Annotated in this window: 28 protein-coding genes; 12 read left to right on the top strand and 16 right to left on the bottom strand. The window is 62.4% G+C overall.

All coding sequences use genetic code 11. The features are described from left to right. Window positions 1-22: 22 nt before the first annotated feature. Window positions 23-1,234, top strand: coding sequence for an acetyl-CoA C-acetyltransferase (locus R4P70_RS03475; protein WP_070795614.1), 1,212 nt, complete (start codon window positions 23-25; stop codon window positions 1,232-1,234). Here R4P70_RS03475 and R4P70_RS03470 read toward each other — a convergent pair whose 3' ends face one another. Then, window positions 1,235-1,774: a MarR family winged helix-turn-helix transcriptional regulator gene (locus tag R4P70_RS03470; protein ID WP_241840814.1), complete on the bottom strand. Its 540-nt coding sequence runs from the start codon at window positions 1,772-1,774 to the stop codon at window positions 1,235-1,237. A gap of 72 nt (window positions 1,775-1,846) precedes the next feature. Here R4P70_RS03470 and R4P70_RS03465 point away from each other — a divergent pair, with 72 nt between their 5' ends. After that, window positions 1,847-2,572: an SDR family NAD(P)-dependent oxidoreductase gene (locus tag R4P70_RS03465; RefSeq protein WP_070795612.1), complete on the top strand. Its 726-nt coding sequence runs from the start codon at window positions 1,847-1,849 to the stop codon at window positions 2,570-2,572. On the opposite strand, the gene R4P70_RS03460 is transcribed toward R4P70_RS03465, so the two are convergent. Beyond that, window positions 2,573-3,292: a dienelactone hydrolase family protein gene (locus tag R4P70_RS03460; RefSeq protein WP_214499997.1), complete on the bottom strand. Its 720-nt coding sequence runs from the start codon at window positions 3,290-3,292 to the stop codon at window positions 2,573-2,575. 46 nt (window positions 3,293-3,338) lie between these two features. Then, window positions 3,339-4,343 (bottom strand): ABC transporter substrate-binding protein, encoded by a 1,005-nt coding sequence (locus R4P70_RS03455; protein ID WP_070796052.1) that lies wholly within the window; start codon window positions 4,341-4,343, stop codon window positions 3,339-3,341. A 388-nt stretch (window positions 4,344-4,731) separates the two neighbouring features. Here R4P70_RS03455 and R4P70_RS03450 point away from each other — a divergent pair, with 388 nt between their 5' ends. Then, window positions 4,732-4,935: a cold-shock protein gene (locus R4P70_RS03450; RefSeq protein ID WP_003939930.1), complete on the top strand. Its 204-nt coding sequence runs from the start codon at window positions 4,732-4,734 to the stop codon at window positions 4,933-4,935. Window positions 4,936-5,004: 69 nt separating this feature from the next. On the opposite strand, the gene R4P70_RS03445 is transcribed toward R4P70_RS03450, so the two are convergent. The 4 genes from R4P70_RS03445 to R4P70_RS03430 all read right to left on the bottom strand — a co-directional run bounded on the left by R4P70_RS03445 (window position 5,005) and on the right by R4P70_RS03430 (window position 8,732). Beyond that, window positions 5,005-5,733, bottom strand: coding sequence for a Clp protease N-terminal domain-containing protein (locus R4P70_RS03445; RefSeq protein WP_081328919.1), 729 nt, complete (start codon window positions 5,731-5,733; stop codon window positions 5,005-5,007). Between the two features lie 70 nt (window positions 5,734-5,803). Continuing rightward, window positions 5,804-6,589: an alpha/beta fold hydrolase gene (locus tag R4P70_RS03440; RefSeq protein WP_133727176.1), complete on the bottom strand. Its 786-nt coding sequence runs from the start codon at window positions 6,587-6,589 to the stop codon at window positions 5,804-5,806. 83 nt (window positions 6,590-6,672) lie between these two features. Continuing rightward, window positions 6,673-7,665 (bottom strand): ABC transporter substrate-binding protein, encoded by a 993-nt coding sequence (locus tag R4P70_RS03435; protein WP_007729992.1) that lies wholly within the window; start codon window positions 7,663-7,665, stop codon window positions 6,673-6,675. A 428-nt stretch (window positions 7,666-8,093) separates the two neighbouring features. Further along, a complete protein-coding gene (locus tag R4P70_RS03430) occupies window positions 8,094-8,732 on the bottom strand; it encodes a DUF2461 domain-containing protein (RefSeq protein WP_003939783.1) in 639 nt (212 codons plus the stop codon). Between the two features lie 124 nt (window positions 8,733-8,856). On the opposite strand from R4P70_RS03430, the gene R4P70_RS03425 reads away from it, so the two are divergent. Then, a complete protein-coding gene (locus R4P70_RS03425; protein WP_139047393.1) occupies window positions 8,857-9,129 on the top strand; it encodes a hypothetical protein in 273 nt (90 codons plus the stop codon). 93 nt (window positions 9,130-9,222) lie between these two features. Next, on the top strand, window positions 9,223-10,068 hold the full coding sequence (locus R4P70_RS03420; protein WP_024487521.1) for a mechanosensitive ion channel family protein: 846 nt from the start codon (window positions 9,223-9,225) through the stop codon (window positions 10,066-10,068). Between the two features lie 94 nt (window positions 10,069-10,162). On the opposite strand, the gene codB is transcribed toward R4P70_RS03420, so the two are convergent. Together codB and R4P70_RS03410 are read right to left on the bottom strand one after the other, a co-directional pair. Further along, the gene (gene codB / locus R4P70_RS03415; protein ID WP_070795611.1) at window positions 10,163-11,494 is read right to left on the bottom strand and encodes a cytosine permease; all 1,332 of its coding nucleotides are present in this window, start codon (window positions 11,492-11,494) and stop codon (window positions 10,163-10,165) included. Next, window positions 11,491-11,955 (bottom strand): nucleoside deaminase, encoded by a 465-nt coding sequence (locus tag R4P70_RS03410; RefSeq protein ID WP_003940577.1) that lies wholly within the window; start codon window positions 11,953-11,955, stop codon window positions 11,491-11,493. The genes codB and R4P70_RS03410 overlap by 4 nt, the downstream gene beginning before the upstream one ends. 175 nt (window positions 11,956-12,130) lie before the next feature. On the opposite strand from R4P70_RS03410, the gene R4P70_RS03405 reads away from it, so the two are divergent. Beyond that, complete coding sequence (locus tag R4P70_RS03405) at window positions 12,131-13,651, top strand: PucR family transcriptional regulator (RefSeq protein WP_229756674.1); 1,521 nt, start codon at window positions 12,131-12,133, stop codon at window positions 13,649-13,651. Window positions 13,652-13,677: 26 nt separating this feature from the next. Continuing rightward, entirely contained in the window at window positions 13,678-14,322 is a 645-nt protein-coding gene (locus R4P70_RS03400; protein WP_030243927.1) for a formylglycine-generating enzyme family protein, read from the top strand. Here the strand turns inward: R4P70_RS03400 and R4P70_RS03395 are convergent. Together R4P70_RS03395 and R4P70_RS03390 are read right to left on the bottom strand one after the other, a co-directional pair. Further along, the gene (locus R4P70_RS03395) at window positions 14,305-14,880 is read right to left on the bottom strand and encodes an AAA family ATPase (RefSeq protein WP_195790825.1); all 576 of its coding nucleotides are present in this window, start codon (window positions 14,878-14,880) and stop codon (window positions 14,305-14,307) included. The genes R4P70_RS03400 and R4P70_RS03395 overlap by 18 nt on opposite strands. A gap of 18 nt (window positions 14,881-14,898) precedes the next feature. Continuing rightward, window positions 14,899-16,008 carry a DUF6670 family protein gene (locus R4P70_RS03390; RefSeq protein WP_317830393.1) on the bottom strand — a complete coding sequence of 370 codons (1,110 nt, stop codon included), beginning with the start codon at window positions 16,006-16,008 and terminating at the stop codon, window positions 14,899-14,901. Between the two features lie 146 nt (window positions 16,009-16,154). On the opposite strand from R4P70_RS03390, the gene R4P70_RS03385 reads away from it, so the two are divergent. The 3 genes from R4P70_RS03385 to R4P70_RS03375 are packed head-to-tail and all read left to right on the top strand — an operon-like array spanning window position 16,155 to window position 18,429. Continuing rightward, window positions 16,155-16,997: an alpha/beta hydrolase gene (locus R4P70_RS03385; RefSeq protein WP_020970959.1), complete on the top strand. Its 843-nt coding sequence runs from the start codon at window positions 16,155-16,157 to the stop codon at window positions 16,995-16,997. Window positions 16,998-16,999: 2 nt separating this feature from the next. Continuing rightward, window positions 17,000-17,566, top strand: coding sequence for an NTP transferase domain-containing protein (locus R4P70_RS03380; protein WP_019745523.1), 567 nt, complete (start codon window positions 17,000-17,002; stop codon window positions 17,564-17,566). Between the two features lie 59 nt (window positions 17,567-17,625). Beyond that, the gene (locus R4P70_RS03375) at window positions 17,626-18,429 is read left to right on the top strand and encodes a transglutaminase-like domain-containing protein (protein ID WP_317830391.1); all 804 of its coding nucleotides are present in this window, start codon (window positions 17,626-17,628) and stop codon (window positions 18,427-18,429) included. An 8-nt stretch (window positions 18,430-18,437) separates the two neighbouring features. Here R4P70_RS03375 and R4P70_RS03370 read toward each other — a convergent pair whose 3' ends face one another. The 5 genes from R4P70_RS03370 to R4P70_RS03350 all read right to left on the bottom strand — a co-directional run bounded on the left by R4P70_RS03370 (window position 18,438) and on the right by R4P70_RS03350 (window position 22,518). Beyond that, window positions 18,438-19,409: an alpha/beta hydrolase gene (locus tag R4P70_RS03370; protein WP_041815310.1), complete on the bottom strand. Its 972-nt coding sequence runs from the start codon at window positions 19,407-19,409 to the stop codon at window positions 18,438-18,440. Window positions 19,410-19,552: 143 nt separating this feature from the next. Further along, window positions 19,553-19,990, bottom strand: coding sequence for an SRPBCC family protein (locus R4P70_RS03365; RefSeq protein ID WP_317830390.1), 438 nt, complete (start codon window positions 19,988-19,990; stop codon window positions 19,553-19,555). Window positions 19,991-20,000: 10 nt separating this feature from the next. After that, on the bottom strand, window positions 20,001-20,540 hold the full coding sequence (locus R4P70_RS03360; RefSeq protein ID WP_317830389.1) for a LiaF domain-containing protein: 540 nt from the start codon (window positions 20,538-20,540) through the stop codon (window positions 20,001-20,003). A gap of 46 nt (window positions 20,541-20,586) precedes the next feature. After that, on the bottom strand, window positions 20,587-21,117 hold the full coding sequence (locus R4P70_RS03355; protein WP_020909302.1) for a gluconokinase: 531 nt from the start codon (window positions 21,115-21,117) through the stop codon (window positions 20,587-20,589). Window positions 21,118-21,129: 12 nt separating this feature from the next. Beyond that, complete coding sequence (locus R4P70_RS03350) at window positions 21,130-22,518, bottom strand: GntP family permease (RefSeq protein ID WP_019745529.1); 1,389 nt, start codon at window positions 22,516-22,518, stop codon at window positions 21,130-21,132. A 133-nt stretch (window positions 22,519-22,651) separates the two neighbouring features. On the opposite strand from R4P70_RS03350, the gene R4P70_RS03345 reads away from it, so the two are divergent. Continuing rightward, entirely contained in the window at window positions 22,652-23,380 is a 729-nt protein-coding gene (locus tag R4P70_RS03345; RefSeq protein ID WP_042953057.1) for a FadR/GntR family transcriptional regulator, read from the top strand. 97 nt (window positions 23,381-23,477) lie between these two features. Then, the gene (locus tag R4P70_RS03340; RefSeq protein WP_019745531.1) at window positions 23,478-24,485 is read left to right on the top strand and encodes an NAD(P)H-dependent glycerol-3-phosphate dehydrogenase; all 1,008 of its coding nucleotides are present in this window, start codon (window positions 23,478-23,480) and stop codon (window positions 24,483-24,485) included. Window positions 24,486-24,499: the final 14 nt, after the last annotated feature.

Genomic DNA, 24,499 nt, shown 5'->3' with positions numbered 1-24,499 from the left:
GGGCATACCCAAGGAAGAACCAATGCCTGACGTTGTCATCTGTGAACCGCTCCGTACCCCTGTCGGCCGCTTCGGCGGTGTCTTCCGTGACGTAGCCCCGGAAGATCTCGCCTCGACGTTGATCGCCGAACTCGTCACGCGTACCGGCATTTCCGGCGCGGAGATCGACGACGTCATTCTCGGCCAGGCTTCGCCGAACGGTGAAGCTCCGGCGATCGGACGCATCGCGGCGCTCAACGCCGGTCTGGGCGTCGATGTTCCCGGCATGCAGGTGGATCGCCGGTGCGGGTCGGGATTGCAGGCAATCATCCAGGCCGTCATGCAGGTTCAGTCCGGTGGCAGTGATCTGGTCCTCGCGGGTGGTGCCGAGTCGATGAGCCAGGCTGAGTTCTACGCAACCGGAATGCGTTGGGGTGTCAAGGGTGAAGGTGTTGCGCTCAGCGATCGTCTCGCGCGCGCCCGCGTGACAGCCGGCGGACGCGACTTCCCGGTTCCCGGCGGAATGATCGAAACGGCAGAGAACCTGCGCGCCGAGTTCTCCATCAGCCGCGAAGATCAGGACGCACTCGCGGTGCAGTCGCATCAGCGTGCCGTTGCCGCACAGAAGAACGGCGTCTTCGCCGAGGAAATCGTTCCGGTATCCGTTCCGCAGCGCAAGGGTGAGGCCCTGCTCGTCGACACCGACGAGCATCCGCGGGCCGACACTTCGATGGAATCGCTTGCACGCCTTCGTCCCATGCGCGCAAAGATCGACCCGGACTCCACCGTGACGGCAGGTAATGCCAGCGGCCAGAACGACGGCGCAGCGCTGGCGATCGTCACCACCGCAGACAAAGCCCGCGCACTCGGACTGCGCCCCCTCGCACGCCTGGCGAGTTGGAGCGTTGCCGGAGTTCCCCCGCGCACCATGGGCATCGGTCCCGTCCCGGCGTCGGAGAAGGCACTCGGCCGCCTCGGATTGACCTTGGCGGACATGGATGTCATCGAACTCAACGAAGCCTTTGCGGCACAAGCACTTGCAGTCGTGCAGAGTTGGAAGCTCGAAGCCGACGACCCGCGCGTCAACCCCAACGGCTCCGGCATCTCCCTCGGCCATCCGGTCGGTGCCACGGGTGGACGAATCCTGGCCACCCTGTTGCGCGAGATGGACCGTCGCGAAGCGCGTTACGGCCTCGAGACGATGTGCATCGGCGGCGGGCAGGGCCTGGCTGCAGTGTTCGAGCGCCTGTCCTGATCAAGCCCCGACGTGCGCGACGCCAGGGTCACCGAGTTCGCCGCGTAGACCGTCGAGAAAGACACGCAGCAGTTCGGTGAGTTCGGCCTGCTGCTGCTCGGTGAGAATCGACGTCAGTGCGGCTTCACGGCCGAGGACTCGGTCCACCAATTGCTCCACCAGTTCGTGACCGGCGGCAGTGAGGGTCACGAGCACTATTCGTGACCCTTGCGCGGCGGAGGACCTCTCCACCAGACCCGCGTTCTCCGCGCGCGCGAGTCGCTGCGAGATCGCACCGGCCGTGACTCCGGTCTGCTCGGTGATCTGGCGAGTCGTCAACTGATACGGCTCGCCGGATCGCCGCAGGACACTGAGTAGGTCCAGCGTGGCTGTGTCCGCACCGGCCGAGGCGAGTACCCGTCGGCGATCCTCACCGAGCAACTTGGCGCACATCCACAGCCTGGTCACGATGCCGATACCCTCTACGGGCGTGCCCGGCCTTTCGCGAAGCCAGGCCAACGCAACCGCGTCCACTGCGTCGTCCGGGTTGTAATCGCCCACCACTGCACACCTCATTTAGCTCTAAATGATACGTTCTTCGTATAGGTCTAAACGTAGCTCACGGAGGTAGGCATGACACGCACAGTTCTGGTAACCGGCGGCGGAACAGGGATCGGGCGCGCAGTTGCAGCGGCGTTCGCCCGAGACGGAGACACAGTTTTTGTCACCGGCCGACGCAGAGAACCACTCGAAAAGACCGCGGAGGAGTTGGGTTCCGATGTTCACGCCTTGACGTGTGACAACTCCGACCCGAAAGACCTGAAGCGGCTGCAGGATTCGCTTCCGGGAACCATCGACGTCGTGGTGCACTGCGCCGGTGGCAACACGGACTTCGATCGCGAAGCACCGTCAGATCTGGAATCCCTGGCCGCCGGGTGGCGTGCGAATCTGGACTCCAATCTCATCTCGGCAGTGCTGACCACAGCCGCAGTTCGCGATCGAATCCCCAGCGGCGGTGCCGTCATCACCATCGGATCGATTGCCGCCGACAAGGGCGCGGGCGCGTACGGCGCTGCCAAAGCCGCAGTTGCGACGTGGAATATCGATCTGGCCGCCGAACTGGGGCCCGAAGGCATCACCGCGAACATCGTCTCCCCCGGCTACATCGCTGACACCGAGTTCTTCCGAGACTTTCTGACGGACGAGCGTCGCGCGATGCTGATCGAGTCCACCAGCACCAAGCGCGCCGGAACACCGGACGACATCGCATCAGCCGTCCACTTCTTGGCCTCACCGGGCGCCCGGCAGATCACCGGTCAGGTATTGGCAGTCAACGGCGGTGAGAGAACCAGTCGCTGATCATGCCAGGTGGCGCCCGAAGAACGAGTCGATTCGCTTCCAGGCATCCTGCGCTGCAACAGGATCGGGACCGATTCCGAGGATGCGCTCCAACGGACGAAGCACCTTGGGTCCGGCCTCCGCGTCGTTGAGGAACGCGTGGCCGGCGGTGGGGTACTCCTTGACGTCGTTCTCGATACCGGCATTGCTGAGCGCCGTCTCCAGTTTCGCTGCCGCACCGCGGAGCGAGAAGTCCTTGCTTCCGAAACTCCCGACGATCGGGCACGCATCCACCACGGCCTCATCGAGTTTGCGTGGAAGCTGACCGTAGTTGACCGAGGCAGCGTCGAAATCTCCGGCGCTGACCATCGCGAAGCCGCCGCCCATGCAGAATCCGATGACACCGATCTTTCCGGTGCAGTCCGGGGATTCCACCAGCCAACTGCGAGCGACTTCGATGTCGGTGAACGCCTTGCCGTGTCCTCGAAGCATCGACGTCATGGTGGGCACGAGGCACCGCTTCGCCCCGCCCGCGCTGTAGAGGTCGACAGCGAGCGTCAGGAATCCCGCAGAGGCCAGCCGCTTCGCTTGCCGCTGCATCACCTCCTCGAGCCCGAAGGCCTCGTGAATCATCACTACCCCCGGCCACGGGCCGGGGGTAGTGGGGGTTTCGAGTATCGCTCGCAGCGGTTGTGATCCGCCGACAACTGCGGCGCGGCCAGTCAGATCTATGTCCACCATGTTTCGATGCTAGGCCGACGCAGGGTCCGTACGCTCGGAAGCGAGGTCAGGGGAGTTGTTTTCCCTGGCCCGCCGCAAGCCCGGTCAAGACCTCGGCGAGCTGCGGCAAGGCGTACGGCGCGCTCAGTGGACCGAAATTGTCGACGAAGGCATTCGAGAGCAGAAGTTCGACCGGCGCATAGGCTCGCGCCTTCACCGCGGGGAGGTTCTGGAAAACTGCGAAGTTCTCCAACCTCGTCGTCGCTTCCTGATCAGAAGCGAGGCTGAGCAAAATGTCTGCGGGTGCTAGTACCTCCGCCTGCTCCATCGACAGCGCAGTCATCTGCTCGGCGTTGTATCCGCGATAGTTGAGTCCGAGTTCGCGCAGCAGAACCCCGGGCGCACTGGCATCCCCTTGCACATACAACTGATCGCCGTACATCGAGCCGATCATGATCGTCTTGCCACCCAAGCCATTCAGCGAAGCGGCGGTGTCGGAGATCAGGGCGTCGGTCCGGGCGATCGCTGCAGCAGCGGCCTCGTCGACAAAAGCGGCCTGCCCGACCGTGGCGACGCCGTCACGCCACGAGGTGGTCCAGTCCAGCGCGATGACCGGCGCGATCTGGCTGAGCCTCTCGGCTGCCGGTTCGAGATAGGTCTTCATTCCGATGATGAGATCCGGTGAGTAGCGCGCGATGATTTCCGGGTTGATTTCGCCTGTGGTGTCGAAGCTTTCGAGATCGGCTATTCCAGCGGTGCTCTGCCAAGGCAGTGCACCGCGGTCCCACGCACCCGTATTGCCGTAAGCGACTGGGTGAACGCCGAGAGAGAGCAGGAATTCGAGATCCGTGAAGTCGCTGGCAACAACGATCCTTTCCGGCTTCCCCGAGATCGTGGTGGTGCCGAGCGCATTGATCACCTCGCGTCGTTCGCCGGCATCAGCGGCATCTGACGTAGTCGAACAACCCGCAAGGATGGCGGCCGCTGCCACTGCGCCGACGCCGAAGAACCCACGGCGACTGAGCTGGTCCACCAGTTCAGACGTCGTGGATTCACAAATCGTTCCGTACATGTATGCACTCTCCTTCTCGGCTGCTGCGCGCGCCGAGGGCACAGCGAATGAGAGGTTAGCCCACCCTCATCTTCCATAGGGTTCCTACGTTTGCGATTCCGAGAGATCGGAGCGACAACTATGGACCGTTCTCGAGCGGACAAGTACATTCCCGCTGATCTATCACCGCAGGCAGTTGGGCGAGCCACCAGTCCCTGCCTTCGGCGATCGGGTCGCTCCAGCGTCGAAAATCAGTCGAAGATCAGTTGCCATTCCCTCCTCGAAAGCTTCCGAATTACCGTCTTTTGCACGTCGCCCACCGTTCGACTTGCGCGGCGTGGGAGGATAGACACATCGAGATCGGGACTTCGATGTGAGGGCCCGGATCGAGTTTGTAGGGAGTATCGGTATGGCACAGGGCATCGTGAAGTGGTTCAACGGCGAAAAGGGCTTTGGTTTCATCGCTCCCGACGACGGAACACCGGACGTGTTCGTTCATTACTCTGAAATCTCGGGCAACGGCTACAAGTCGCTCGACGAGAACCAGCGTGTGGAGTTCGAGGTTGGCCAGGGCCAGAAGGGTCCTCAGGCCACCAATGTGCGCGCTGTCTAATCAGTGACACAAGAAGAGGGCCGCACCCGCAAGGGTGCGGCCCTCTTCTGCATCAGATTCACATATGAATCACTGATCCTGAATGACGGCCAACGCTCCCACGATATTCGACTCCGCAACCGACTTCGAGATTCCGAGATCAGCCAGAACACCTGATCCGTCTTCGAGTTCGAGCAGCGCGAGCAGGATGTGCTCGGTTCCGATGTAGTTGTGGCCCAGGCGAAGAGCCTCACGAAACGTCAGTTCCAGAACCTTGCGCGCGCGAGCGTCGTACGGAATAAGTTCTGGCAGTTCGGAAGTCGGAGCCGGGAGTACACCGGCCACTGCAGCTCGGACGGACCCGAGCTCCACCCCCTGCGCCACTATCGCCTTCGCAGCCAACCCGGCAGGCTCCTCGACAAGCCCCAGGAGCAGGTGCTCCGGCTGGATCTCTGCGTTACCGGCAGCGCGGGCTTCGTTCTGCGAGGCCATGACGACGTTCTTCGCCCGGGGAGTGAACCGGTTGAACCCTTCGTTCGGATCCATCGGCTTCTGATCACTCGGCACCTTGGGAACAAAACGCTTCTGCGCAGCCTGCTTCGACACACCCATGCTCGCACCGATCTCCGTCCACGACGCTCCCGACCTGCGCGCCTGGTCGACGAAGTGGCCGATCAGGTGATCTGCAACTTCACCGAGATGATCAGCTGCGATCACGGCGTCGGAAAGTTGGTCGAGCGCGTCGGTGTGCACCTTCTTGATCGCGTCGATGAGGTCGTCGAGTCGAACCTTGTTGGTCATTTCCACTGGCTTGCTCATGCGTCAACCATAGGTTGACGCAATCGAAAACGTCAACCCTAGGTTGACGATCGTTTTCGCCGCACTGCGATTAGCCGGAAAAGAACTCGCGCAGAGCCGGGACAATAGCGTCGTCGGCAACGCCGTGACCCTGACCGGGGATCTCCAAAGTCTTTGTCCCCGAGACTTTTGCAGCGATTCGCGTCGCCGAAGAAGGCGCCCACTGACCACTGTCACCGCCGTACATGACCAAGGTGGGGACGGTAATGGAGGCAAGCCAGTCGAGCGACTGACAGCCGTGATCACACACGGCGACGTCGTAAGGCAAGGTGTGCGCAATGGCGCACATGTCGGGCCAATCGGCACTCCGCTTGATCTCGTCGACCATCTCCGGGGATGCACCGGTCAGATCCAGAAAACGCGTCACAGCACCTTCCCTGTCGCCGGCCGCGATCAACCGCTCCAGGTCACTTTGGGCAGTCTCGTCACGCTGGTCGTCGTCCATGTACGGCGCCTCGTAGACGGCGAGCTTACGCATCGGAACGGCCTGCGCAGCGGCTTCCAAAGCCAGCGCAGCACCCGACGACAATCCGTAGACCAGCGGCGTTTCACCGGTGGCAGCGACGACCGCTCGCAAGTCCTCCACCTCGGCGTCGATCGAGAACGCACGACTGTCACCGCTGTCCCCGCGTCCCCGCCTGTCGTACGAGTACACCGTGAAGTCCGCCGCCAACGCAGCAGCGAGAGAATCGAACCATCCTCGATCGCAGAACGCTCCGGCAACCAGAACCACTGCTGGTCCGGCACCGGAGCGTTCGTATGCGATGGTCGTGCCGTCGCGGGATTGCACTACCGCTGGGGATTGCCCTGTTTGCACGTCGATCTCCTCAGGTTTGGTCAATGCCTACCTGATTAGACCGCCCGCGTTACCGAAACTCATCGGTCCGGTCGGCAGAGGCTTCAGCTGATCTTGTTGTACAGGGCATCCCAACCCTGTGCCACGTATGAAATCGTGTAGATCGAACCGTAGAACGTGGAGCCGCCCAGACTGGTGACGTTGCCAGCCTGCACTGCCGGGAGTCGCTGCCACAGCTTGCTCGCCACCAATGCCTGGTACGCGGCACTGTCCTCGTTTTCGGTGATCATGAAGCCGTCGACGCCAGCCAGCACATCGAGGCCTTCGAGGCTGACGCCGCCTTCGGGATCGAGGCCCTCCGAGGTGGCAGTTTTGCCACCGATGTCGCCGAGCGTCATGTCGCTGGGCTTGTCGCCCTTCTCGGACGTACGGATGCTCGTGACGTACAGCGTGTTCGTGTCTGGCATGAACGAGACACTGGCAACGGTTTTGGACGCAATCTTCTCGGCATGACGACTGCGGATGTCGGAAATCAGATTGTCGTAGTCGAGCGTCAATCGATCGAGTGTGGCCGTTCGACCGAGCCAGCCCGACAGCCGCGAGAGGTTTGTACGCCAGTCGTCGGTGAACTCGGTCGTCAGAACCGGCGCGATGGTGGACATCTCGGCTACCGGCCACCACTCGCTCTCGTAGTTGAGGCACACGATCAGGTCGGGCTCGAGTGCCAAGATCTGTTCGCGGTTGGGGATCTCCGACAGGAACGGCACCGACGAATCGATAGGCACCCACGGTGTCGCCTGGGCGTACGTGTAGCCGACGAGCGGAAGTTCCAGCGCTACAGCAGGTTCCAGGTCGAGCCGTGAGTCGATCGCGACAACCCTCTTCGGATTGACGGGAATGTCGTAGGTACCGAGAGGTGTCGTCACAGAACGCATTTCGGTTTCACCCGAACTGCTCCCGCTGTCACCGCAGGCCGCCAGGAACGCGCCCAGTCCGGCGATCCCGGCGCCGAAGCCGAACTGCCGACGTGTGAGGTCCGAAACGAGGCGGTTGTCGGAGTAGCCCTCGGGAAGCAAGAGCGTGGATTGAGCGGGCATGCGTGTCGAACCTCCAGAAGAAATGAATCATCCACTGTTGCGAGCGGATAAGGATGCCCTAACAGCGTACGCAGGGAGGGTCGTCGCGATCGGCCCAGAAATAGTCGAATCAGGCCAATTCGCACCCCTTACTTGTCGAGTTTGCGCATCTCGACGAAGTAGACCGCACTGAACGCGAGGTAGGTGCCGACGATTCCGAGGACCGAGATGATCAGGACGAGAGCGAGAAACATAGCCATGATGGTCTCCACTGACACGGGTTGTTCACGATGTCGATCGAGAGAAAATGGCTTCGAACTGCGGCGCTGCGACTCGAAGCGGGGCCGAAACTTTCGGTTACACACACCACGCTAGCCCCAGGCGTCTCGAGTTTCGATGAACTCGAGGTGAACACTCCTACGGCTACGTCACACTTTTCTGTCGGACGGTCAGTTCGGTCCGAGCACCTGTCCGGACCATTCGACCAAGGGCGTCAGTGCGCGCCACGCTGTGCGAACTTCCTTCAATGTCCTGGCGCTGTCCAGCCACGACGGGCTCGGGTAACTACGACCAGCAGTCAGCGACTTGTGACGCAGCAATTCGATCCGCGGGTGATCGACCGTGTATCCGCGAGGCGCCGTCTTGAGCTTGTCGCCGCCGATCGTGAATCCGGCCTTCTCGACCGAGGCCAGGATCTTCTCGAGCTCCGGCCCTCGAACGTCGTCGTCGACAGCCGCACGATAACGCGCGATGGTCTCCGAACTGCTGGCGTAGAAACCACCGGCCACCATCAACCCTGCCGCGTCGATCTGCACGTAGTAGCCACAGCTCTCGGCGAGACCGACGAACGCTCCCTGGTGCGTCTTGTACGGGATCTTGTCCTTCGAGAATCGAACGTCACGATATGGCCGAAAGAGCTTGGCCGTGCCGAATTCGTCCTCCAACGCCGCGGTCAACGACGCCATCGGACGACGAACCACTTCGTCGTACGTCTCCTTGTGCGCTGCCCACCAGGTCTTGCTGTTGTCGGCCTCCAGGTCTTCGTAGAAGTCGAGTGCAGCAACGGGTATGCCAGTGAACGCAGCCATGGCGTAAGCCTAGTCCGGGCTGACACGCACCACCGACGTGTCATCCGAATGGACTCTTGCCGTGCCCGCGAATTGCCCGAAATATGGCCAGGTGGACCAAACAATTACTCACAGGGGGGAATACATGACACCGAGACTGTCGGCATTCACGGATCTACTGGCCCAGGAAGTCTTCCAACCAACCCCGGTAGTCGTGGAAGCCCCAGTGAGCATTCCCGTTCTCATCATCGCCGTCATCGCGTTGGTGACTGCGATAGCAGCACTTGCTGTGGCACTTTCGGCTCGCATGCGCGCCACGGCCACACCGCGATCCGCCGCGGCTCAGCAATACGGCTCAGTGCAAGCTTCACAGAGCCCTCCACCAGCACCACCCGCAGGCTGGCACTCACAGCCATAGAGCACAACTGAGTGAACCGCGTATCTCTGGCATCAACGAGGTGTTGCCCTGCACCGATGCCCGAATCGGTGGGAATCCGTAGACTGCATGGGGATGATTTCCGAAATACAAGCATGGGAACTGACCGACACCAACCGAGACTGGCTGATTCACCGACCCGTCGAGATCGCGATCTACGTGGCGCTCGCAGTCGTTCTGCGCTTCGCACTGCACCGCGGGATCGATCGAATGTCGAAGCCTCGCAAGTCTCCGAACGCCAAGGTGAACGAGCGCCGATCGCAGCGAGCCCGGACCATCGGTTCGGTACTCAAATCGACGGTGTCCATCGTCATCCTCGTCTGGTGTGTGCTGCAGATCCTCGGCATCCTCGGGATCAACGTCGCGCCGTTCATCGCATCCGCCGGCGTCATCGGTCTTGCCATCGGTTTCGGTGCACAAAACCTGGTGCGTGACTTCCTCTCCGGCATCTTCATGTTGCTCGAGGATCAGTACGGTGTCGGCGACGTCGTCGATCTCGGCGACGCGGTCGGCACCGTCGAAACAGTGGGCCTGCGTGTCACCACGATTCGAGATGCCAACGGCACCTTGTGGTACTGCCGCAATGGCGAAATCCTGCGAGTGGGCAACATGAGTCAGGGTTATGCCACTGCAGTTCTCGATCTCCCGATCGCCCACAACGCGAACGTGCACAAAGCGTGCGAGGTGGCGACGCGAGCTGTCCTCGAGGCGGCGGAGTCCGAACCGATCAGGGCGGACATGATCGACAAACCGGAGATGCTGGGAGTCAATTCGGTTACTGCCGAGGCAATTACCATTCGAGTGACGGCGCAGGTCAAGCCTGGGCGCCAGTGGGCAGTCCAGCGCGCATTTGCACGCTCGGCGCTGACTGCGTTCGAAGAGCAGGGAATCGAGGCACCTTACCTGCCTGTTCTGCGCTGACGGTTGAGACGGAATCGTCTGCCCTTTCCATCAATTACGCGAGCCCCCGGCGGGGTCGAAACCACCGGGGGCTCGCTGGTGCCTGAAGCACGATTCAGACGGTGGAGGTCGAGACCTCCCGATCTGCCGAGCTGTTGCCAAACACCCTGTGCAGGAACATCGTCAGAGCAATTGCTGCCACGATTCCGATCAGCGGCGGGATTCCCACCTCGAACTCACCGGAAAGCCAAGCGAGGAACGCTGCGACGGCATAGACGGCGAGGTTTCGCCAGTGGACCGGCTGCGGGGTGTATCCCTCGGGAATGCCGCGCCGCCACCGGCACAGGAAGTCCGCGATGATCACGCCGCCCAATGGCGGGATGAACGTTCCGAGCAGGCTCAGATAGTCGACAAGATGGTTGTGCACACCGGTCAGAGCGAGCGCCGTGCCGATCACACACCCACCGATGACGAAAGGGGTCTTGCGGGGCTTTCTGAACAATTCGGCGCCGGCCACACCGAAGGCGTAAGCGGTGTCGGCGTTGCTCTTCCAGAGATTCCCGAACAGCAAGACCAAGCCCCAGCCGACAAGCCCGAGGTTGTAGAGAATCAGCACGAAGTCACCTTCGTGGAACGTGATGGCTCCGATTGCACCGAACAGGATCATCAATCCGTTTCCGAGGAGGAACCCGATAACGCAGGCCCACACCGCTTGTGATCCGGAACGGGCAAACCTGGTCCAGTTGGGCGCTTGCGTTCCCGCCGATACAAACGTGCCGACCACAGTGGTGATTGCGAGCGCGATCGTCATGGTCGTCTGCGGTTGAACCGAGACCAGACCGGAGAACCCACCGACTTCCTCGAGGGACCGGAATACGACCCAGCAGGCCAACGCCAGGATCAATGGCGTCGAGACGAGCGAGACCCAATACATTCCGCGGTAGCCGTAGCAGGCGGTGATGCACATCAAGATGCTCGCCGCGATCATCACCGACGCCCGCGCGAGATAGGAATCCCAGCCCAATGCCTGCGCGGTGAGATCGCCGATCGTGCCGATGATGACTCCGTACCAGCCGATCTGGGTACCGCCCAGCAGGATCGAAGCGAGCTTGGACCCGCGAGTGCCGAAACTGTAGCGCGCCATCACAACTGTCGTCAGCCCGGTTCGGGCTCCGACGAACCCCATCATGGCGACGTAGACCCCCAAGATGGCGGATCCGGCGGCGATCACCACCATCAGTTTCCAGAACGAGAACGCGGTACCGAGCGCTGCTCCGGCCAACATCGTCGGCGTGAAGATGGTGAACCCCAGCAACACCACCGCGAGCGAGAAGAACGGCTTTCGTGCATGAAGCGGAACCGGACTAACGGGATAGTCCGGATCGACGGGGTGATCCGCACTCTCCGAATCGCTTGCGGCCGTGGCAGGTTCGACGGCGCTGCTCATACAACTTCGCCGATGTCTTCGAGCCACAGGCTCGGGCGCTCGGCCAGCATGCGGTCCATCAGTGCCACACACTCCGCGTCATCGACGACGTCGACCTGAATTCCGCTGCTGCGCAACCATTCTTCCGATGCCTCGAAGGAACGATTTTCGCCGACTACGATTCGAGGGATCTCGTACAGGCGCGCCGTTCCGGCGCACATGAAGCACGGTGACAAAGTCGTGTAGAGGACACACTCGCGATACACCGAGGCCGGCAGTCGTCCGGCGCGCTCGATGCAGTCGGTCTCTCCATGACGGATGGCGCTGTTCATCTGGACCCGGCGGTTGCGTCCGACTGCGAGAACCTCGCCGCGGTGAATCAGCGCCGCGCCGATCGGCACGCCGCCCTCCTCCCAACCGATCTTCGCCTGTTCGATCGCAAGTCCGAGAAAATACTCATCGGTGTGTGCCGGGTGGTTCATGTGCGCTCCTGGAGTCTGACCAAAATCGTCGATTGTGGCTCGTGTCACAATCCGACCATGGTGGTAACAGCCCGACAAGGGACAACCTGTCAGTTCGGCAGAACTAGCTCTATGACGAAGTGCCCCCTCGGCGGACGATATAGAAATGCTCCCGACTCTGCGACAAGTTCTTGCGATGCCCTCGTTCAAGGCCGCCGCAATCGAGGTGCTCGCGGGCGACGTCGATACCGCGGTGGTCCGCTGGGTCCATTCGTCCGAGGTGTACGAGATGGGTGGGCTGCTGTCCGGAGGTGAGGTCCTCCTGACCACGGGCCTCGGTCTGCACGGGCGATCTCCCGAGCAGCTCACCGCCTACATCGACCAGTTGGCGGACGCGGGATGCGTCGCGCTCGCGATGGAGGTCGGCCGCTCGTTCCTCACGGCCCCTCCCGAACTCGTCGAAGCATCGCGCCGACGCGGGCTCGCGTTCTTGGCCCTGCACGCAGTAGTGCCCTTCGAGCGGATGGTCGAAGACTTTCACGACCTCATGCTCCGCCGCACTCTCGGTTCGGCACAGGCGGGCGAGCCTGTCTGGCAAGAACTTCTGAGCCTCGTGGTGGCGGGCCAGGGCATGACCGCGCTGCTCGACAAGGTGTCACGACTCGCGGGGTGCGCCGTCGATCTCCTCGACGCGGATGGCAGAACCGTCGAGCGCAGCACAACCGGCGCAGAGCGGTCCGAGACCGAACGCACGATCCACGACGTACGCGGTCCGACGAACTCACTCGGTCGACTTGTTCTGTGCGGGCCCGCAACTACACGCCGAACCGCCGTCGCAAACTGCGCCGCCGTCGCGGTGGCTCTGGAACTCGGCCGTCACGGCGACCTCGGCCCAAGACAGTCACTCGCGCAATCGGTGATCACCGACGTGGTGGGCGGTGTGCTCACATCGCACGGCGACTTGTCCGAACGACTGACAGCGGCCGGGTGGACGCCGTTGTCGGAGGGGCACCACGTCCTCGTCGCCGCTGTCGACATCGATCGGCAAACGCCGGTTCGAGAGCTCGCTGACCAAGTACGCGACGCCGTGCGGGCCGTGCTCGGCTCCTGTGTCGTCGGGACTGCGGCCAATCACGTCATCGTGCTCGCGCATGGGTGGGCGTCCGCATCCCCCGCTCGAGTGCGGACTGCGTTCACCGAAGCCGACGAGCTGCTACGCCGCGGGCCGGGCGGTTCCGCGGTACGCACGCTCGGAGTGGCGACGCCGGTCGAGGATCTGTCGGGCGTCGGTGCGGCGGTCGCGCAAGCTCGCGAAGTCGTCCAGATCGCACGGCGTTTCGGCACCCGGACCGGAGTGATCCTCGCCAGGGACGTCGGCGTCCAACGACTGCTCGCCGCCGGCACGACGCCCGCTTCCTTGTCCTCGTTTGTCACGGAGCAACTCGGTTCGCTGATCGCTTACGACACAGCACATTCCGCCGACCTCGTCCGGACACTCGACGCGTACCTCGCACACCGGGGCGGCAAGGCGAGAACCGCGGATTTCCTCGGCATTCGGCGCCAGTCGCTCTATGCACGGCTCACTCGTATCGAGAAGCTGATGGGAGTTTCCCTCGACGATCCGGCGCAGGTGGTGTGTCTCGGGCTTGCACTGACCGCATGGCGCATGCGTACCGGCCTTGACCCACAAGCTGCGTTCGAGCGTCTCCCCGGGTGAGCGACAACCTCTGCGATGATGAACGAATGACCGGAGCAGCGGAATTGATGATCGAGATCCCTGCCGGCGAGGTGCATCTCAGAGACGATCGCAAAGGCACTGCGTGGACCTCGAAAGTCGAATCATTCCGCCTCGCTCGCCATCTCACCACCAGGGCACTGCTTCACGGAGATTCGGCGGACGATCCGAGCAAACCCGCGGTCGACCTCTCGTGGAAAGACGTCATCGCAACCTGCAACACACTGTCAGTCGCGGACGGTCTGTCGCCCGCGTATCACGACATCGACACCGAGTCTCCCCGGTGGGACCGGGCGGCAACCGGCTACCGACTCGCCACCGAGGCCGAGTGGCAGTACGCGTGCAAAGCCGGCACCTCCGGCTACCGCTACGGCGAAATCGACGAGATTGCCTGGTACAGCGACAATTCAGAAGGACGAGCACATGACGTCGGGATGAAGGCACCCAACAACTGGGGCCTGTACGACATGATCGGCAATGTCTGGGAATGGTGCTGGGATCTCTACGACCCCGAGGTTTACGGCACGTACCGGATCTTCCGCGGCGGCAGTTGGGCCGAAAGTGAGCGCGGTTGCGGCGCTACCGTACGGAGGCGAAGCCACCCGACGTTTGCTATCGATGACTTGGGATTTCGCCTAGCTCAGACGATCTGAGGGCAGACGGCCGAGGACTTCGAGCACAGCCTCGATCTCTTCTCGACTGCGCAGCCGAACTATCGGCAACGACGGCACATCGACAAGGACCGTGGCCATACGCCCGACATTGCGTCCGTCGCTTCGCCAGGCCCAGCGCACCACATGATCCGGATCGAACAGAATGGTGTGCAGTGGCGGCTCCATGTTGCGATTCCACAACACCTCTCGCTGCAATCGCCGACGCACGGTTCGTGTGATCACCTGGCGCATCACCGTCCGCCGAGGCAGATCCAACCACAGCATCAGGTCCGCACGCTCGGCCAGTAGCCGACGCACCGCACCGTACTGCCACTCGGTCACCCAGGCCGGCTCGCTGGAAAAGCGTCGTACTTCGGTTTCGAAACTCTCGAGCGGAACCCAGTCGGGCCCGTGGAACAGCGAGTCCAACTCAGTGTGTTCGATCCCGAGAAGCTGCCCGATTCGACCGGCGAGAGTCGTCTTTCCGGCGCCCGAGGTCCCCGCGACAAGGATCTTCTGCGGACGAGTCGTCAGCGAGGCGGGGTCTACGAAAGGCACCGATACACACTAGGTGCCTTACACTTCGCAGTCCACCCATTCGATGTAACCGGTGCCGTTGATCGACGCACCGTCGAAGCTTCCCCGGTAGGTGTACGCGCCGACGTATCCCTTACCGTGGCCATAGCGCCACTCCGAGTCGATCTCGGCCTCGAACTCGACAATTGCCCTGCCGTAATCGCGTACCTGCCAACGCAGTACGCGCGGCACACGCATCTCACGTCCCTGCGGGTCGACATGCAATGCGTCAGCGTACTCGAGTACGTCGAACACCACATCGTCGAAGACCCTTGCGCTGCCGTCCACCGTCCGAATGTAGGCGAGCTTGCACGCCGTAACCCCTGAAGCTCGAACATCGGTGAGCAACAATTGATGCCGGTCGTCGAGCTGAACGATCTGGTAGGTGAAGAAATCGGCCGGGAGCTTCCAGGACTCGGGAAGGGCGCGGCGGGTCAACGATTGCGGTGTCATACACCGCGCGTATTCGACGGTGCACGGAGCCGAAATACTCACCGGGCCATCCGGACTCGAGATCGTCCCGGAACACTGCGCCAGCAGACTGACGTGGTCGTAGACGGGATTGCGCACGAACCACGACGCTTGATCTGATGCCACGATCTCGAGATCGACGTCGAAAGAGTCGTATCGTCCGGTGACACGGAACTTCGGATAGCTGTTGTCGATGATCAGGTTGTCACCGAAGGCGATTCGCGAACCATCTTCTTCGAACGCACACTCATCGGCCGCGTCGTACGCCCGATAGAAGTGATGCCCCGGCGCTGCGGTAGAACTCAGCACGGTTGCAGTGTTTCGCGCGTCGGGTGCAGCGAGATAGTCGTTGTCGAACACCACCGTCCCGGTTGCACCGATCAACGTCATGATGTTGAGGTAACGGAAAGGCCCTGGCAGCCGGGGAACGAAGATCCCGTAGTGCGTCCACGCGAACTTCCGCGAAGCCAGGTGCGGACGCATCATGTCGGGCCGATCGAACGGGCGTACCGATTCCGCCATTCGCTTGTCGATCAGCGGTAGCGCGCCGTCCAGCAAGGCCCGAACCGCGGGTCGCCACAATCGGCGCGAGCGGGTGGCTGGAACAGGGTCGGAACGATCAACGGTTTGTCCGGTCACGCCCCTAAGTTAATGTAACCAGCCGTAACAAACAAGTGTCGAAGTTTCCTCGACGACCTCACACCCTGAACACCCGCGCCCTGCCCACGGGGCGAATAGCATGTGAGAATCCGCGTACCGGAACCGGTCGCAGAGAGGGCGCAACAATGCAGCACGAAGAGTCGTCGTTCACCGGAGTAGCCGGCACCAAGATCGTCTACGACGTGTGGACACCGGACCGCGAACCCACCGGGGTTCTTGTCCTGTGCCACGGACTCGGCGAACACGCGAGGCGCTACGACCATGTTGCTGCGCGGCTCGGGGAACTCGGGCTCATCGTGTACGCACCCGACCATCGCGGACACGGACGCTCTGGCGGCAAGCGCGTTCACCTGAAGGAATTCTCCGACTTCACCGACGACGTCCACACGTTGTTCTCGATCGTGACGGCGGCACATCCCGGCAAGGACAAGTTCCTGCTCGGCCACAGCATGGGAGGCGCAATCGCACTTTCTTATGCCCTCGACCATCAGGCCGATCTCAAAGCACTCGCCCTGTCCGGACCTGCTGTGATCATCGCAACCGGCACTCCGAAGATCGTGATGCAGCTGGGCAAGATCGTCGGCAAGTACCTCCCCGACGTGCCTGTCGAGAACCTGGAAGCGGCTGCCGTATCGCGTGATCAGAAGGTTGTCGACAAGTACAACGCCGACCCGCTGGTTCACCACGGCAAGGTTCCTGCCGGAATTGCGCGCGGCATGATCACCGCCGCGGAAGGCTTCCCGGCGCGCCTGCCATCGCTCACCATTCCCGTACTGCTTCAACACGGCTCGGACGACCGATTGACGGACCCCGCCGGCAGCAAGCTCGTAGCAGAGTTGGCCGGTTCTTCGGACGTCACCTTGAAGGTGTACGACGGCTTGTATCACGAGATCTTCAATGAGCCTGAGCAGGAAGAGGTTCTGAACGATCTGATCGAGTGGCTGCGCCCGCGGGTCACCGGAGCATAATCATGTCGACGTGCGGGATCCTGCTGGCTGCCGGGGCCGGATCCCGCATGGGCAAACCGAAAGCTCTCGTTACGGGCACGGACGGCCAGCCTTGGCTTCGCCACGGGGTGGCGACGCTGCAGTCCGCCGGACTCTCACCGGTCATCGTGGTTCTCGGCGCACAGGCCGAGGACGCCGTCGAACTGCTGCCCACCACCGATGTCATTGTGGTGAAATCGGATTGGGAACGGGGAATGAGCGCATCACTACGCTGCGGACTCGAGGCAGCCATGCAGATCGAGGGTGCCGAGGCGGCAGCGATCTCCCTGGTCGACGTCCCGGACCTGAACACCGACACCGTGACGCGAATCGCGGGTCAGGGCATCCCATCACGAAACATACTGCGAAGAGCTGTCTTTCACGGAAGGCCCGGCCATCCTGTCCTGATCGGACGCGACCATTGGCCGACGCTTGCAGAGTCACTCACCGGGGACGGCGGCGCCAACACCTATCTACGCGAACACGGCGTGGAGTTGGTGGAGTGCAGCGACCTCAGCAGCGGCGTCGACGTCGACTATCCCGAAGCCTGATCGCACTGTCACAATCCTCCCAGGTGGTGGGTGTCCGAATTCGGTGTAAAGATGATCCGATGAAACGTACCGTCGCCGCCCTGCTCGACATCGAGATCGACGAGGCGACCAATCTGGAATTCCAGATCGCGGTGACGCGCGCGCCGGGTGTCGAACTGCTGGAAACGATGTCGTTCGTCCATGACGGCAATCCGATCGAACCCCGTGAGATCATCGCCGAACACGGCACCCGAATTCACCTACTCGACTGTGCCCCAGGCAAACTGATCGTCAGCTACGACGCGACCGTGATCGGCCGCGCAGAACCGTCGTCGGTCGGCGACTACGACGTGTCGAAATATCTGCGCCCCAGTCGCTATGCCGAGGCCGACAAGTTCTTCGGTTTTGTCGCCGGGCAATTCGATCTCGCCACTCCCCCGGCCGAACTCCTCCTCGAAGTCACCCGCTGGGTGAGTACACATTTGAGTTATGTTCCCGGCACCAGTCGCGGCACCGACAGCGCGGTAGACACCTTGCTCGCAGGCGCCGGAGTGTGCCGCGACTACTCGCACCTGACCATCTCACTATTACGCGCCGTGGGGATTCCCGCGCGCTTGGTGGCCGTCTACGCGCCGGGCTGCGATCCGATGGATTTTCACGCCGTCGTCGAAGCCAGTATCGACAACGTGTGGCGCGTGGTCGACGCAACTCAATTGGCGCCGCGCAGCAATCTTGTGCGGATCTCGACCGGGCGAGACGCCGCGGATACCGCCTTCCTCGACAACCACGGCGGTTCGATCACGTTGCATGCCTCGGAAGTTCGCGCAGTCGTCGACGGCGTTCTCGACAACGACGACTACGCAACACTCACGTCGATCGGCTGACAAACACCTCAGGCGCTGATCTGGTTCTGCGAGGCCATCGTTCGCTCGAGGAACTTGACCGTGAGATCAACGATCGCCTTACCCTCCCGAAGAGCTTTGCCGATCACCGGGAAAGCATGGATCTGCCCACTCCAGATGTGCGTTTCGACGGCTTGTCCTGCCTTGATCAGGTTTTCGGTCATGATCTCGACGTCCGGACGCATCAGTTCGTATTCGGCGGACACCAGGAACGACGGCGGAATCAGGCTGGCGTCGGCGTTGATCGGAGACTGCGCACCAGGAATCTCGTCCGGACCCTCCAGCCACCGGTCCTTGAGCTTTTCGACCTGTGACATCGGTAGGTAGGCATCGCGTTTCATGAAATCGGGATCGTGGTCCTCGAGGTTCACGTTGAGAAGAGGGGAATATCCCACCACGGCAGCGGGCCGCGTGATTCCGCGCAGTGCGGCAATTTCGGCGACTTTCATGGCCAGGTAACCGCCCGCCGAATCACCGGCAAGCACAATCTTGTTCGGGTCTTCCGCTGTCTCGAGCAACGCGGTGTACGCGGCCATCGCATCCTTGACGGAGGTGCCGATGGAACCTTCCGGCAGCTGACGGTAGCGCACGGAGATCACCGGCACCCCGGCCTTCGCCGAGAGCAAACCGCACAGCGCGCGGTGCGTTGCCAGACCGCAGAAGACGAACCCACCGCCGTGGAAGTAGAGGATCGTGGCTCCGGCCAACTCGCCCTGCGCTTTGCGTGGATGCTGCACCTTCTCGCTTGGCACACCACCAAGCGTGAAAGGCTCGATGTCGAGGTTCTTCGGCTTCGGCAGTTTGTCCGCCATCGCGTCGAGTCGCTCCAGTTGGCGGATGCCGCGTTCGGTGGTCGGCCAGAGGGTGAACATCGGCTTCACGAACGTCCTGGTCAGGCAGAAGATAACCCGCGCTCGGGGACTCACGTTCCAATGCCATACCGTCGAATCTCGCGTCCGCATAGCGTCCTCCCAGGTCAAGACGTTTTGTGCATGTGAGTTACACATACTTGTCGACTGCTGTTGTGAACGATAACTGACGCTGCGTCAAAACGACACGACGGGTAGGCATGAATTACTCGAGCGTGTGTAAGTTCGGCTCGCAATCACGGCTGGGAGAGATACGCGGAGAGTCCGCGGTGCCCGCCACGCATCATCGCTTCATGATTCCACTCGAATACCGGCTTCGCGATCTTCGAGGCCAGACCGAGCGCTCCGAACACCGCTACTTGTTGCCGAAAGTCGGCGACGCAGCCAGATTCAGCGGGGCGTACCACCCAGCTACTCCACCCGGTCATTGCCCCGGAGAGACGCACTTGCAGACGTCGGGCAACGGGGTCTTCGACCTCGCGTCGCCCGAAGACCAGCAGCGTCAGAGGGACAGCGCTGCGGATGGCCATGGAGCCCGAGTGCTCGTCGGTCGCCCGGACTCGGCGTATCTGAGGCCACCACTGCGAATACCGCTCGGCATCCGCGAGAACGGCGTAGACACGGTCGGCAGAGGCCTGGAGCGTCCAGACGCTGTGGAAGTCGAAGTCGGTCACGGCGTCCGAGCTAGCCGGTGCGCACGGCGAGATCGCCGAACAACGAATACGAGACGACACGAATAACCGGTGCACCTGGGCCAGGATCCTGTCGACCCCCGTCGAATTCCCGATCTCCGAAAAGGTCGAAGCCACCCAACTCGACTGAAACACCCTCCGGAACCCGCAGCCTCGTGTCCCCGAAGATCGACACGATGGTGATCGTCGAGGAGGACGCTGTGATGGTTGCCGATCGCAGATCGAACTTGACGTCCCCGAACAACAGCAGAGCGAGTGTCTTTTTTGCCAAAGACCAGCGGCCGGAGCGCTTCGTGTCACCGAAGACACCGACGATCGTTGCTTGCGGCGGCGACACCACAGCAGGTGGTGCCGCACTGAACGGCACGATCTGCTCGAGCTGCCCTCGATCTGCGGTGGGCGACCACACCACTGCCGCCTTGTCCGAGTACTCCTCGAGGGTCAAACGCCCCTCACCCACCGCGACTTCCAGACGCGCTTGGGCATCGACACGCAATTGATCGACGTCGTGGCCTTCGTCAGCAGCAGTCACCCATGCACCGTAACCCGAACCGCGGGTCTCTACACGCCTGGCATGCTCAGTATTCGAACGTCTCCACCCGTCGCAGGATCTCCTCCGCAATCTTGGCGGGACTACCGCCCACGTCGACGACGATGGCCTGCTCGTCCGGGTCGACGGCCTCGAGCGTCGAGATCTGGGAGTCGAGGAGCGAGGCGGGCATGTAGTGATCGAGGCGGGCGGTCAATCGCTGGCCGATCTGATCCCGCGAACCGGCGAGGTGCACGAACACGACGTGCTCACCGCGAAGCACGTCGCGGTAGCTGCGCTTGAGTGCCGAACACGTGACGATGCCAGGCTGACCGGCGTCGGTATGGCTCTTGATCCAGACGGCGATCTTGTCGAGCCAGGGCCAGCGATCGTCGTCGTTCAACGGATGCCCGGTCGCCATCTTGTCGATGTTCGCCTGCGGGTGCAGATCGTCGCCTTCTTGAAGGTCCCAACCCATCGCTCCGGCGAGCATGCCGCCGACCGTCGACTTTCCCGAGCCCGAGACACCCATCAGGACGAGCACGGGATACTGCTTCTGCTGTGCCGCTTCGCTGTTCATGTGCTCGCCTACCTAGATGAATGCGCTCAACACGAGCACTCCGGCCAGGCCCGATACCGAGATGATGCATTCCATCACGGTCCAGGTCTTGAGGTTCTGTACCACGCTGACGCCCAGATACTCCTTCACCAACCAGAATCCGGCGTCGTTGACGTGCGAGAGGAAGAGCGAGCCTGCACCGATCGCCAAGACCATCAGCGAGACATGTGCGGACGAGAGGTCGGCCGCAACCGGAGCGAGGATGCCCGACGCCGTCACCGTTGCCACCGTTGCCGAACCCGTTGCGACGCGGATCAATACCGCTACCAGCCAGGCCAGGAACAGCACGGGAAGGCTGCTGCCCTTGATCGCGTCGGCGATCACTCCGGCGATACCGGTGTCGATCAGGACCTGCTTGAAACCGCCACCGGCGCCGACGATCAACAAGATGCCTGCGATGGGAGGTAGGGAACTCTCGAGCGACTTCGAGATGGCCTTGCGGTCCATTCCGCCGCCGCGACCCAGCAGCACCATTCCAACCAGAACCGCGAGACCCAAAGCCACAACGGGTGTTCCGAGGAAGTCGAGGACGGATTTGGGGAGTGCCTCGGAATCGGGTGCGATCACGTCGGCGAATGCCTTGCCCAGCATGAGAACAACCGGGAGGAGGATCGCTGCGAGAGTCGCCGCGAACGAAGGGCGCTGCTGCTTCTCTTCTTCACCTCGATCTTCGCCTGTGACAAAGAGATCCGGAACCTTCACGTCGACCCACCGCGCTGCGTACTTGCTGAAGACCGGTCCGGCGAGAACAACAGTGGGGATCGCGACGAGGACACCGAGCGCGAGCGTGAGGCCGAGGTTTGCGTTCAACGCCGAGACTGCAACCAGCGGCCCTGGGTGCGGGGGGACCAACCCGTGCATGGCCGAGAGGCCGGCGAGGGTGGGGATCGCGATGCGCATCAGGGACAATCCGGATCGCCGCGCGACGAGGATGATGACCGGCATCAACAGAACGAGACCGATCTCGAAGAACATCGGCAGACCGATGACAGCGCCGACCAGAGCCATGGTCCACGGGAGCGCCTTGGTGCTGGAGCGGCCGACCAGTGTGTCGACGATTCGGTCGGCACCACCGGAATCGGCCAGGAGTTTGCCGAACATCGCGCCGAAACCGATCAGGATTCCGACGCTTCCCATGGTCGATCCGAAACCGGTGGCGAATGCTGCAACCGACTCTGCCGAACCGAGGCCGGCCGCCAGACCGACACCTACCGCGCCGATGGACAGCGCGAGGAAGGGATGCAGGTCGAGCCAGGTGATCAGCGCGATGATGACCGCGACGCCGGCGACTGCAGCGATGATCAATCGTGCGTCGCTACCAGCGGGGACGACCTCGGCCGCCAGCAATGCTGTGGTGTTCATAGGGACTCCCAGTCCGATGAGTGATTGAGGTCACTGTTCCTTAATTAACCTACAATTTCAAGAGCAGACACTAATTTGTAGTATTTATTCGCCTTGCACCGGGCTTACTCCATACGCATGGGACGATCTACGTATGCCTTCTGTCCCGTTTCAGCAGTTACACGACTCGATGCTGGAACAGCTCGGCCAAGACATAGTCGGTGGTGTGCTCCCCCCGGGAACCACGATCTCCGCCGACGAGGTGGCAACGCGCTACGACGTGTCGCGAACCGTCATCCGCGAAGTTGTCCGCGTTCTCGAATCTCTCGGATTGGCTTCGGTTCGTCGACGCGTCGGAATCACCATCCTGGGCTCCGAACACTGGAACTCGCTCGACCCCAATGTCATCCGCTGGCAACTGGCCGGTCCTGATCGGTTCGAGCAGCTTTCGATCCTGAGTGAACTCCGTTCCGGTATCGAGCCCCTGGCGGCGCGACTGGCCGCAACTCGCGCAACACCCGACCAGTGCGGCGCTCTGACCGCAGCCGTCATCGGCATGTCAGCTACCTCTCGCGCTGCCGATACCGGCGCCTATCTCGGCCATGACTCCGACTTCCACCGCACCCTGCTCGCCGCCTCCGGTAACCCGATGCTGCGGGCGATGTCGCAGATCGTCGTCGAGATACTCGAAGGCCGCACACGCCACTCCTTGATGCCCCACGAAGCCGACCCCGAAGCGATTCACCTGCACGGAGTGGTCGCATCAGCCATTCAGTCCGGCGACGCCGACGCTGCAGAAACCGCGATGCGCTCGATCGTCGCGGAATCCGCAGAAGCGGTCGAAACAATGCGCGAAAGCCCCGAACCGCCGCCTCATCTGTAAGTCGAGCCACAGACTCGCCGGAATTGGCCCGCAACTGCTCCGCAAGTGGAACGCTTGGCGCCATGACAGCACTCGCTACCCAGAACAGCGCACTCTGATGGCCCGCCCGGTACGCGTCGTCGTCCTCGGTGCCGGATCGTGGGGAACCACGGTGGCCGGCCTCGCTGCCCGCAACACTCCCACCCTGCTGTGGGCACGAAATTCCGAAGCGGCCGACGAGATCAATTCGCAACGGACCAACTCCAAATACCTTGGTGAGCGCAAACTTCCCAAGGGACTCAAGGCAACCTCGGATCTGGTCGAAGCCGCTCGTGAAGCGGACGTACTCGTATGTGGGGTGCCTTCGCACGCCGTTCGCGCCACCCTCGCCGAGATCGCCAACGAGGTTCGGGCGTGGGTCCCGGTGTTGTCACTGTCCAAGGGCCTCGAGCCCGGCACCCGGCAGCGCCCCACCGAAGTGATCGCCGAGTGCCTGCCCGGCCATCCCGTCGGACTGCTCGCGGGCCCCAACATCGCCAAAGAGATCGTCGACGGCATGGCCGCGGCATCGGTCGTGGCCACCCAGGACGATCGCGTCGCCGCCGCGCTGCAACCCCTGTTCGCGTCGTCGGTCTTCCGTGTCTACCGCAACACCGACGTGCTCGGCTGTGAACTCGGCGGCATCCTCAAGAACATCGTTGCCATCGCCTCGGGCATGGCCGACGGCCTGGGAGTCGGGGACAACACTCGTGCGATGGTGCTCGCGCGCGGTCTCGCCGAAATGACCCGACTCGGTGAAGCGATGGGCGCCAACCCGCGCACCTTTGCCGGCTTGACGGGCGTCGGCGATTTGATCGCCACCTGCATGGCTCCGACTTCTCGCAACCGTCGCGTCGGCGAAGCTCTGGCGCAGGGATTGACCGTCGAGGAGGCGGTCGCCAAGCTCGGCCAGGTCGCCGAGGGAGTAAAAACTGCCCCTACCGTCATGGATCTGGCTCGCGAATACGGAGTCGACATGCCGATTGCCGCGGAGGTCGAGGCCGTCATCGGTGGTCGCCAAAGTGCCAGCGACGCATATCGCGGACTTCAGAAGGTTGCCCCGGGCGGCGAGCACGAGGTGGCGTGAGGAAGATCTACAGG

The organism is Rhodococcus sp. IEGM 1241 (assembly GCF_033142365.1).
GTDB lineage: Bacteria > Actinomycetota > Actinomycetes > Mycobacteriales > Mycobacteriaceae > Rhodococcus_F > Rhodococcus_F erythropolis.
The sequence above is the reverse complement of the archived record's forward strand: the minus strand, read 5'-3'. Positions and strand labels throughout refer to the sequence as shown.

Bases quoted from the DNA above. Each gene is read 5' to 3' on its own strand.
- R4P70_RS03475 (WP_070795614.1), top strand. From the start codon at position 23: ATGCCTGACGTTGTCATCTGTGAACCGCTCCGTACCCCTGTCGGCCGC.
- R4P70_RS03465 (WP_070795612.1), top strand. From the start codon at position 1,847: ATGACACGCACAGTTCTGGTAACCGGCGGCGGAACAGGGATCGGGCGC.
- R4P70_RS03460 (WP_214499997.1), bottom strand. From the start codon at position 3,292: ATGGTGGACATAGATCTGACTGGCCGCGCCGCAGTTGTCGGCGGATCA.
- R4P70_RS03455 (WP_070796052.1), bottom strand. From the start codon at position 4,343: ATGTACGGAACGATTTGTGAATCCACGACGTCTGAACTGGTGGACCAG.
- R4P70_RS03450 (WP_003939930.1), top strand. From the start codon at position 4,732: ATGGCACAGGGCATCGTGAAGTGGTTCAACGGCGAAAAGGGCTTTGGT.
- R4P70_RS03445 (WP_081328919.1), bottom strand. From the start codon at position 5,733: ATGAGCAAGCCAGTGGAAATGACCAACAAGGTTCGACTCGACGACCTC.
- R4P70_RS03435 (WP_007729992.1), bottom strand. From the start codon at position 7,665: ATGCCCGCTCAATCCACGCTCTTGCTTCCCGAGGGCTACTCCGACAAC.
- R4P70_RS03430 (WP_003939783.1), bottom strand. From the start codon at position 8,732: ATGGCTGCGTTCACTGGCATACCCGTTGCTGCACTCGACTTCTACGAA.
- R4P70_RS03425 (WP_139047393.1), top strand. From the start codon at position 8,857: ATGACACCGAGACTGTCGGCATTCACGGATCTACTGGCCCAGGAAGTC.
- R4P70_RS03420 (WP_024487521.1), top strand. From the start codon at position 9,223: ATGATTTCCGAAATACAAGCATGGGAACTGACCGACACCAACCGAGAC.
- codB (WP_070795611.1), bottom strand. From the start codon at position 11,494: ATGAGCAGCGCCGTCGAACCTGCCACGGCCGCAAGCGATTCGGAGAGT.
- R4P70_RS03410 (WP_003940577.1), bottom strand. From the start codon at position 11,955: ATGAACCACCCGGCACACACCGATGAGTATTTTCTCGGACTTGCGATC.
- R4P70_RS03405 (WP_229756674.1), top strand. From the start codon at position 12,131: ATGCCCTCGTTCAAGGCCGCCGCAATCGAGGTGCTCGCGGGCGACGTC.
- R4P70_RS03400 (WP_030243927.1), top strand. From the start codon at position 13,678: ATGACCGGAGCAGCGGAATTGATGATCGAGATCCCTGCCGGCGAGGTG.
- R4P70_RS03385 (WP_020970959.1), top strand. From the start codon at position 16,155: ATGCAGCACGAAGAGTCGTCGTTCACCGGAGTAGCCGGCACCAAGATC.
- R4P70_RS03380 (WP_019745523.1), top strand. From the start codon at position 17,000: ATGTCGACGTGCGGGATCCTGCTGGCTGCCGGGGCCGGATCCCGCATG.
- R4P70_RS03375 (WP_317830391.1), top strand. From the start codon at position 17,626: ATGAAACGTACCGTCGCCGCCCTGCTCGACATCGAGATCGACGAGGCG.
- R4P70_RS03370 (WP_041815310.1), bottom strand. From the start codon at position 19,409: ATGCGGACGCGAGATTCGACGGTATGGCATTGGAACGTGAGTCCCCGA.
- R4P70_RS03355 (WP_020909302.1), bottom strand. From the start codon at position 21,117: ATGAACAGCGAAGCGGCACAGCAGAAGCAGTATCCCGTGCTCGTCCTG.
- R4P70_RS03350 (WP_019745529.1), bottom strand. From the start codon at position 22,518: ATGAACACCACAGCATTGCTGGCGGCCGAGGTCGTCCCCGCTGGTAGC.
- R4P70_RS03345 (WP_042953057.1), top strand. From the start codon at position 22,652: ATGCCTTCTGTCCCGTTTCAGCAGTTACACGACTCGATGCTGGAACAG.
- R4P70_RS03340 (WP_019745531.1), top strand. From the start codon at position 23,478: ATGGCCCGCCCGGTACGCGTCGTCGTCCTCGGTGCCGGATCGTGGGGA.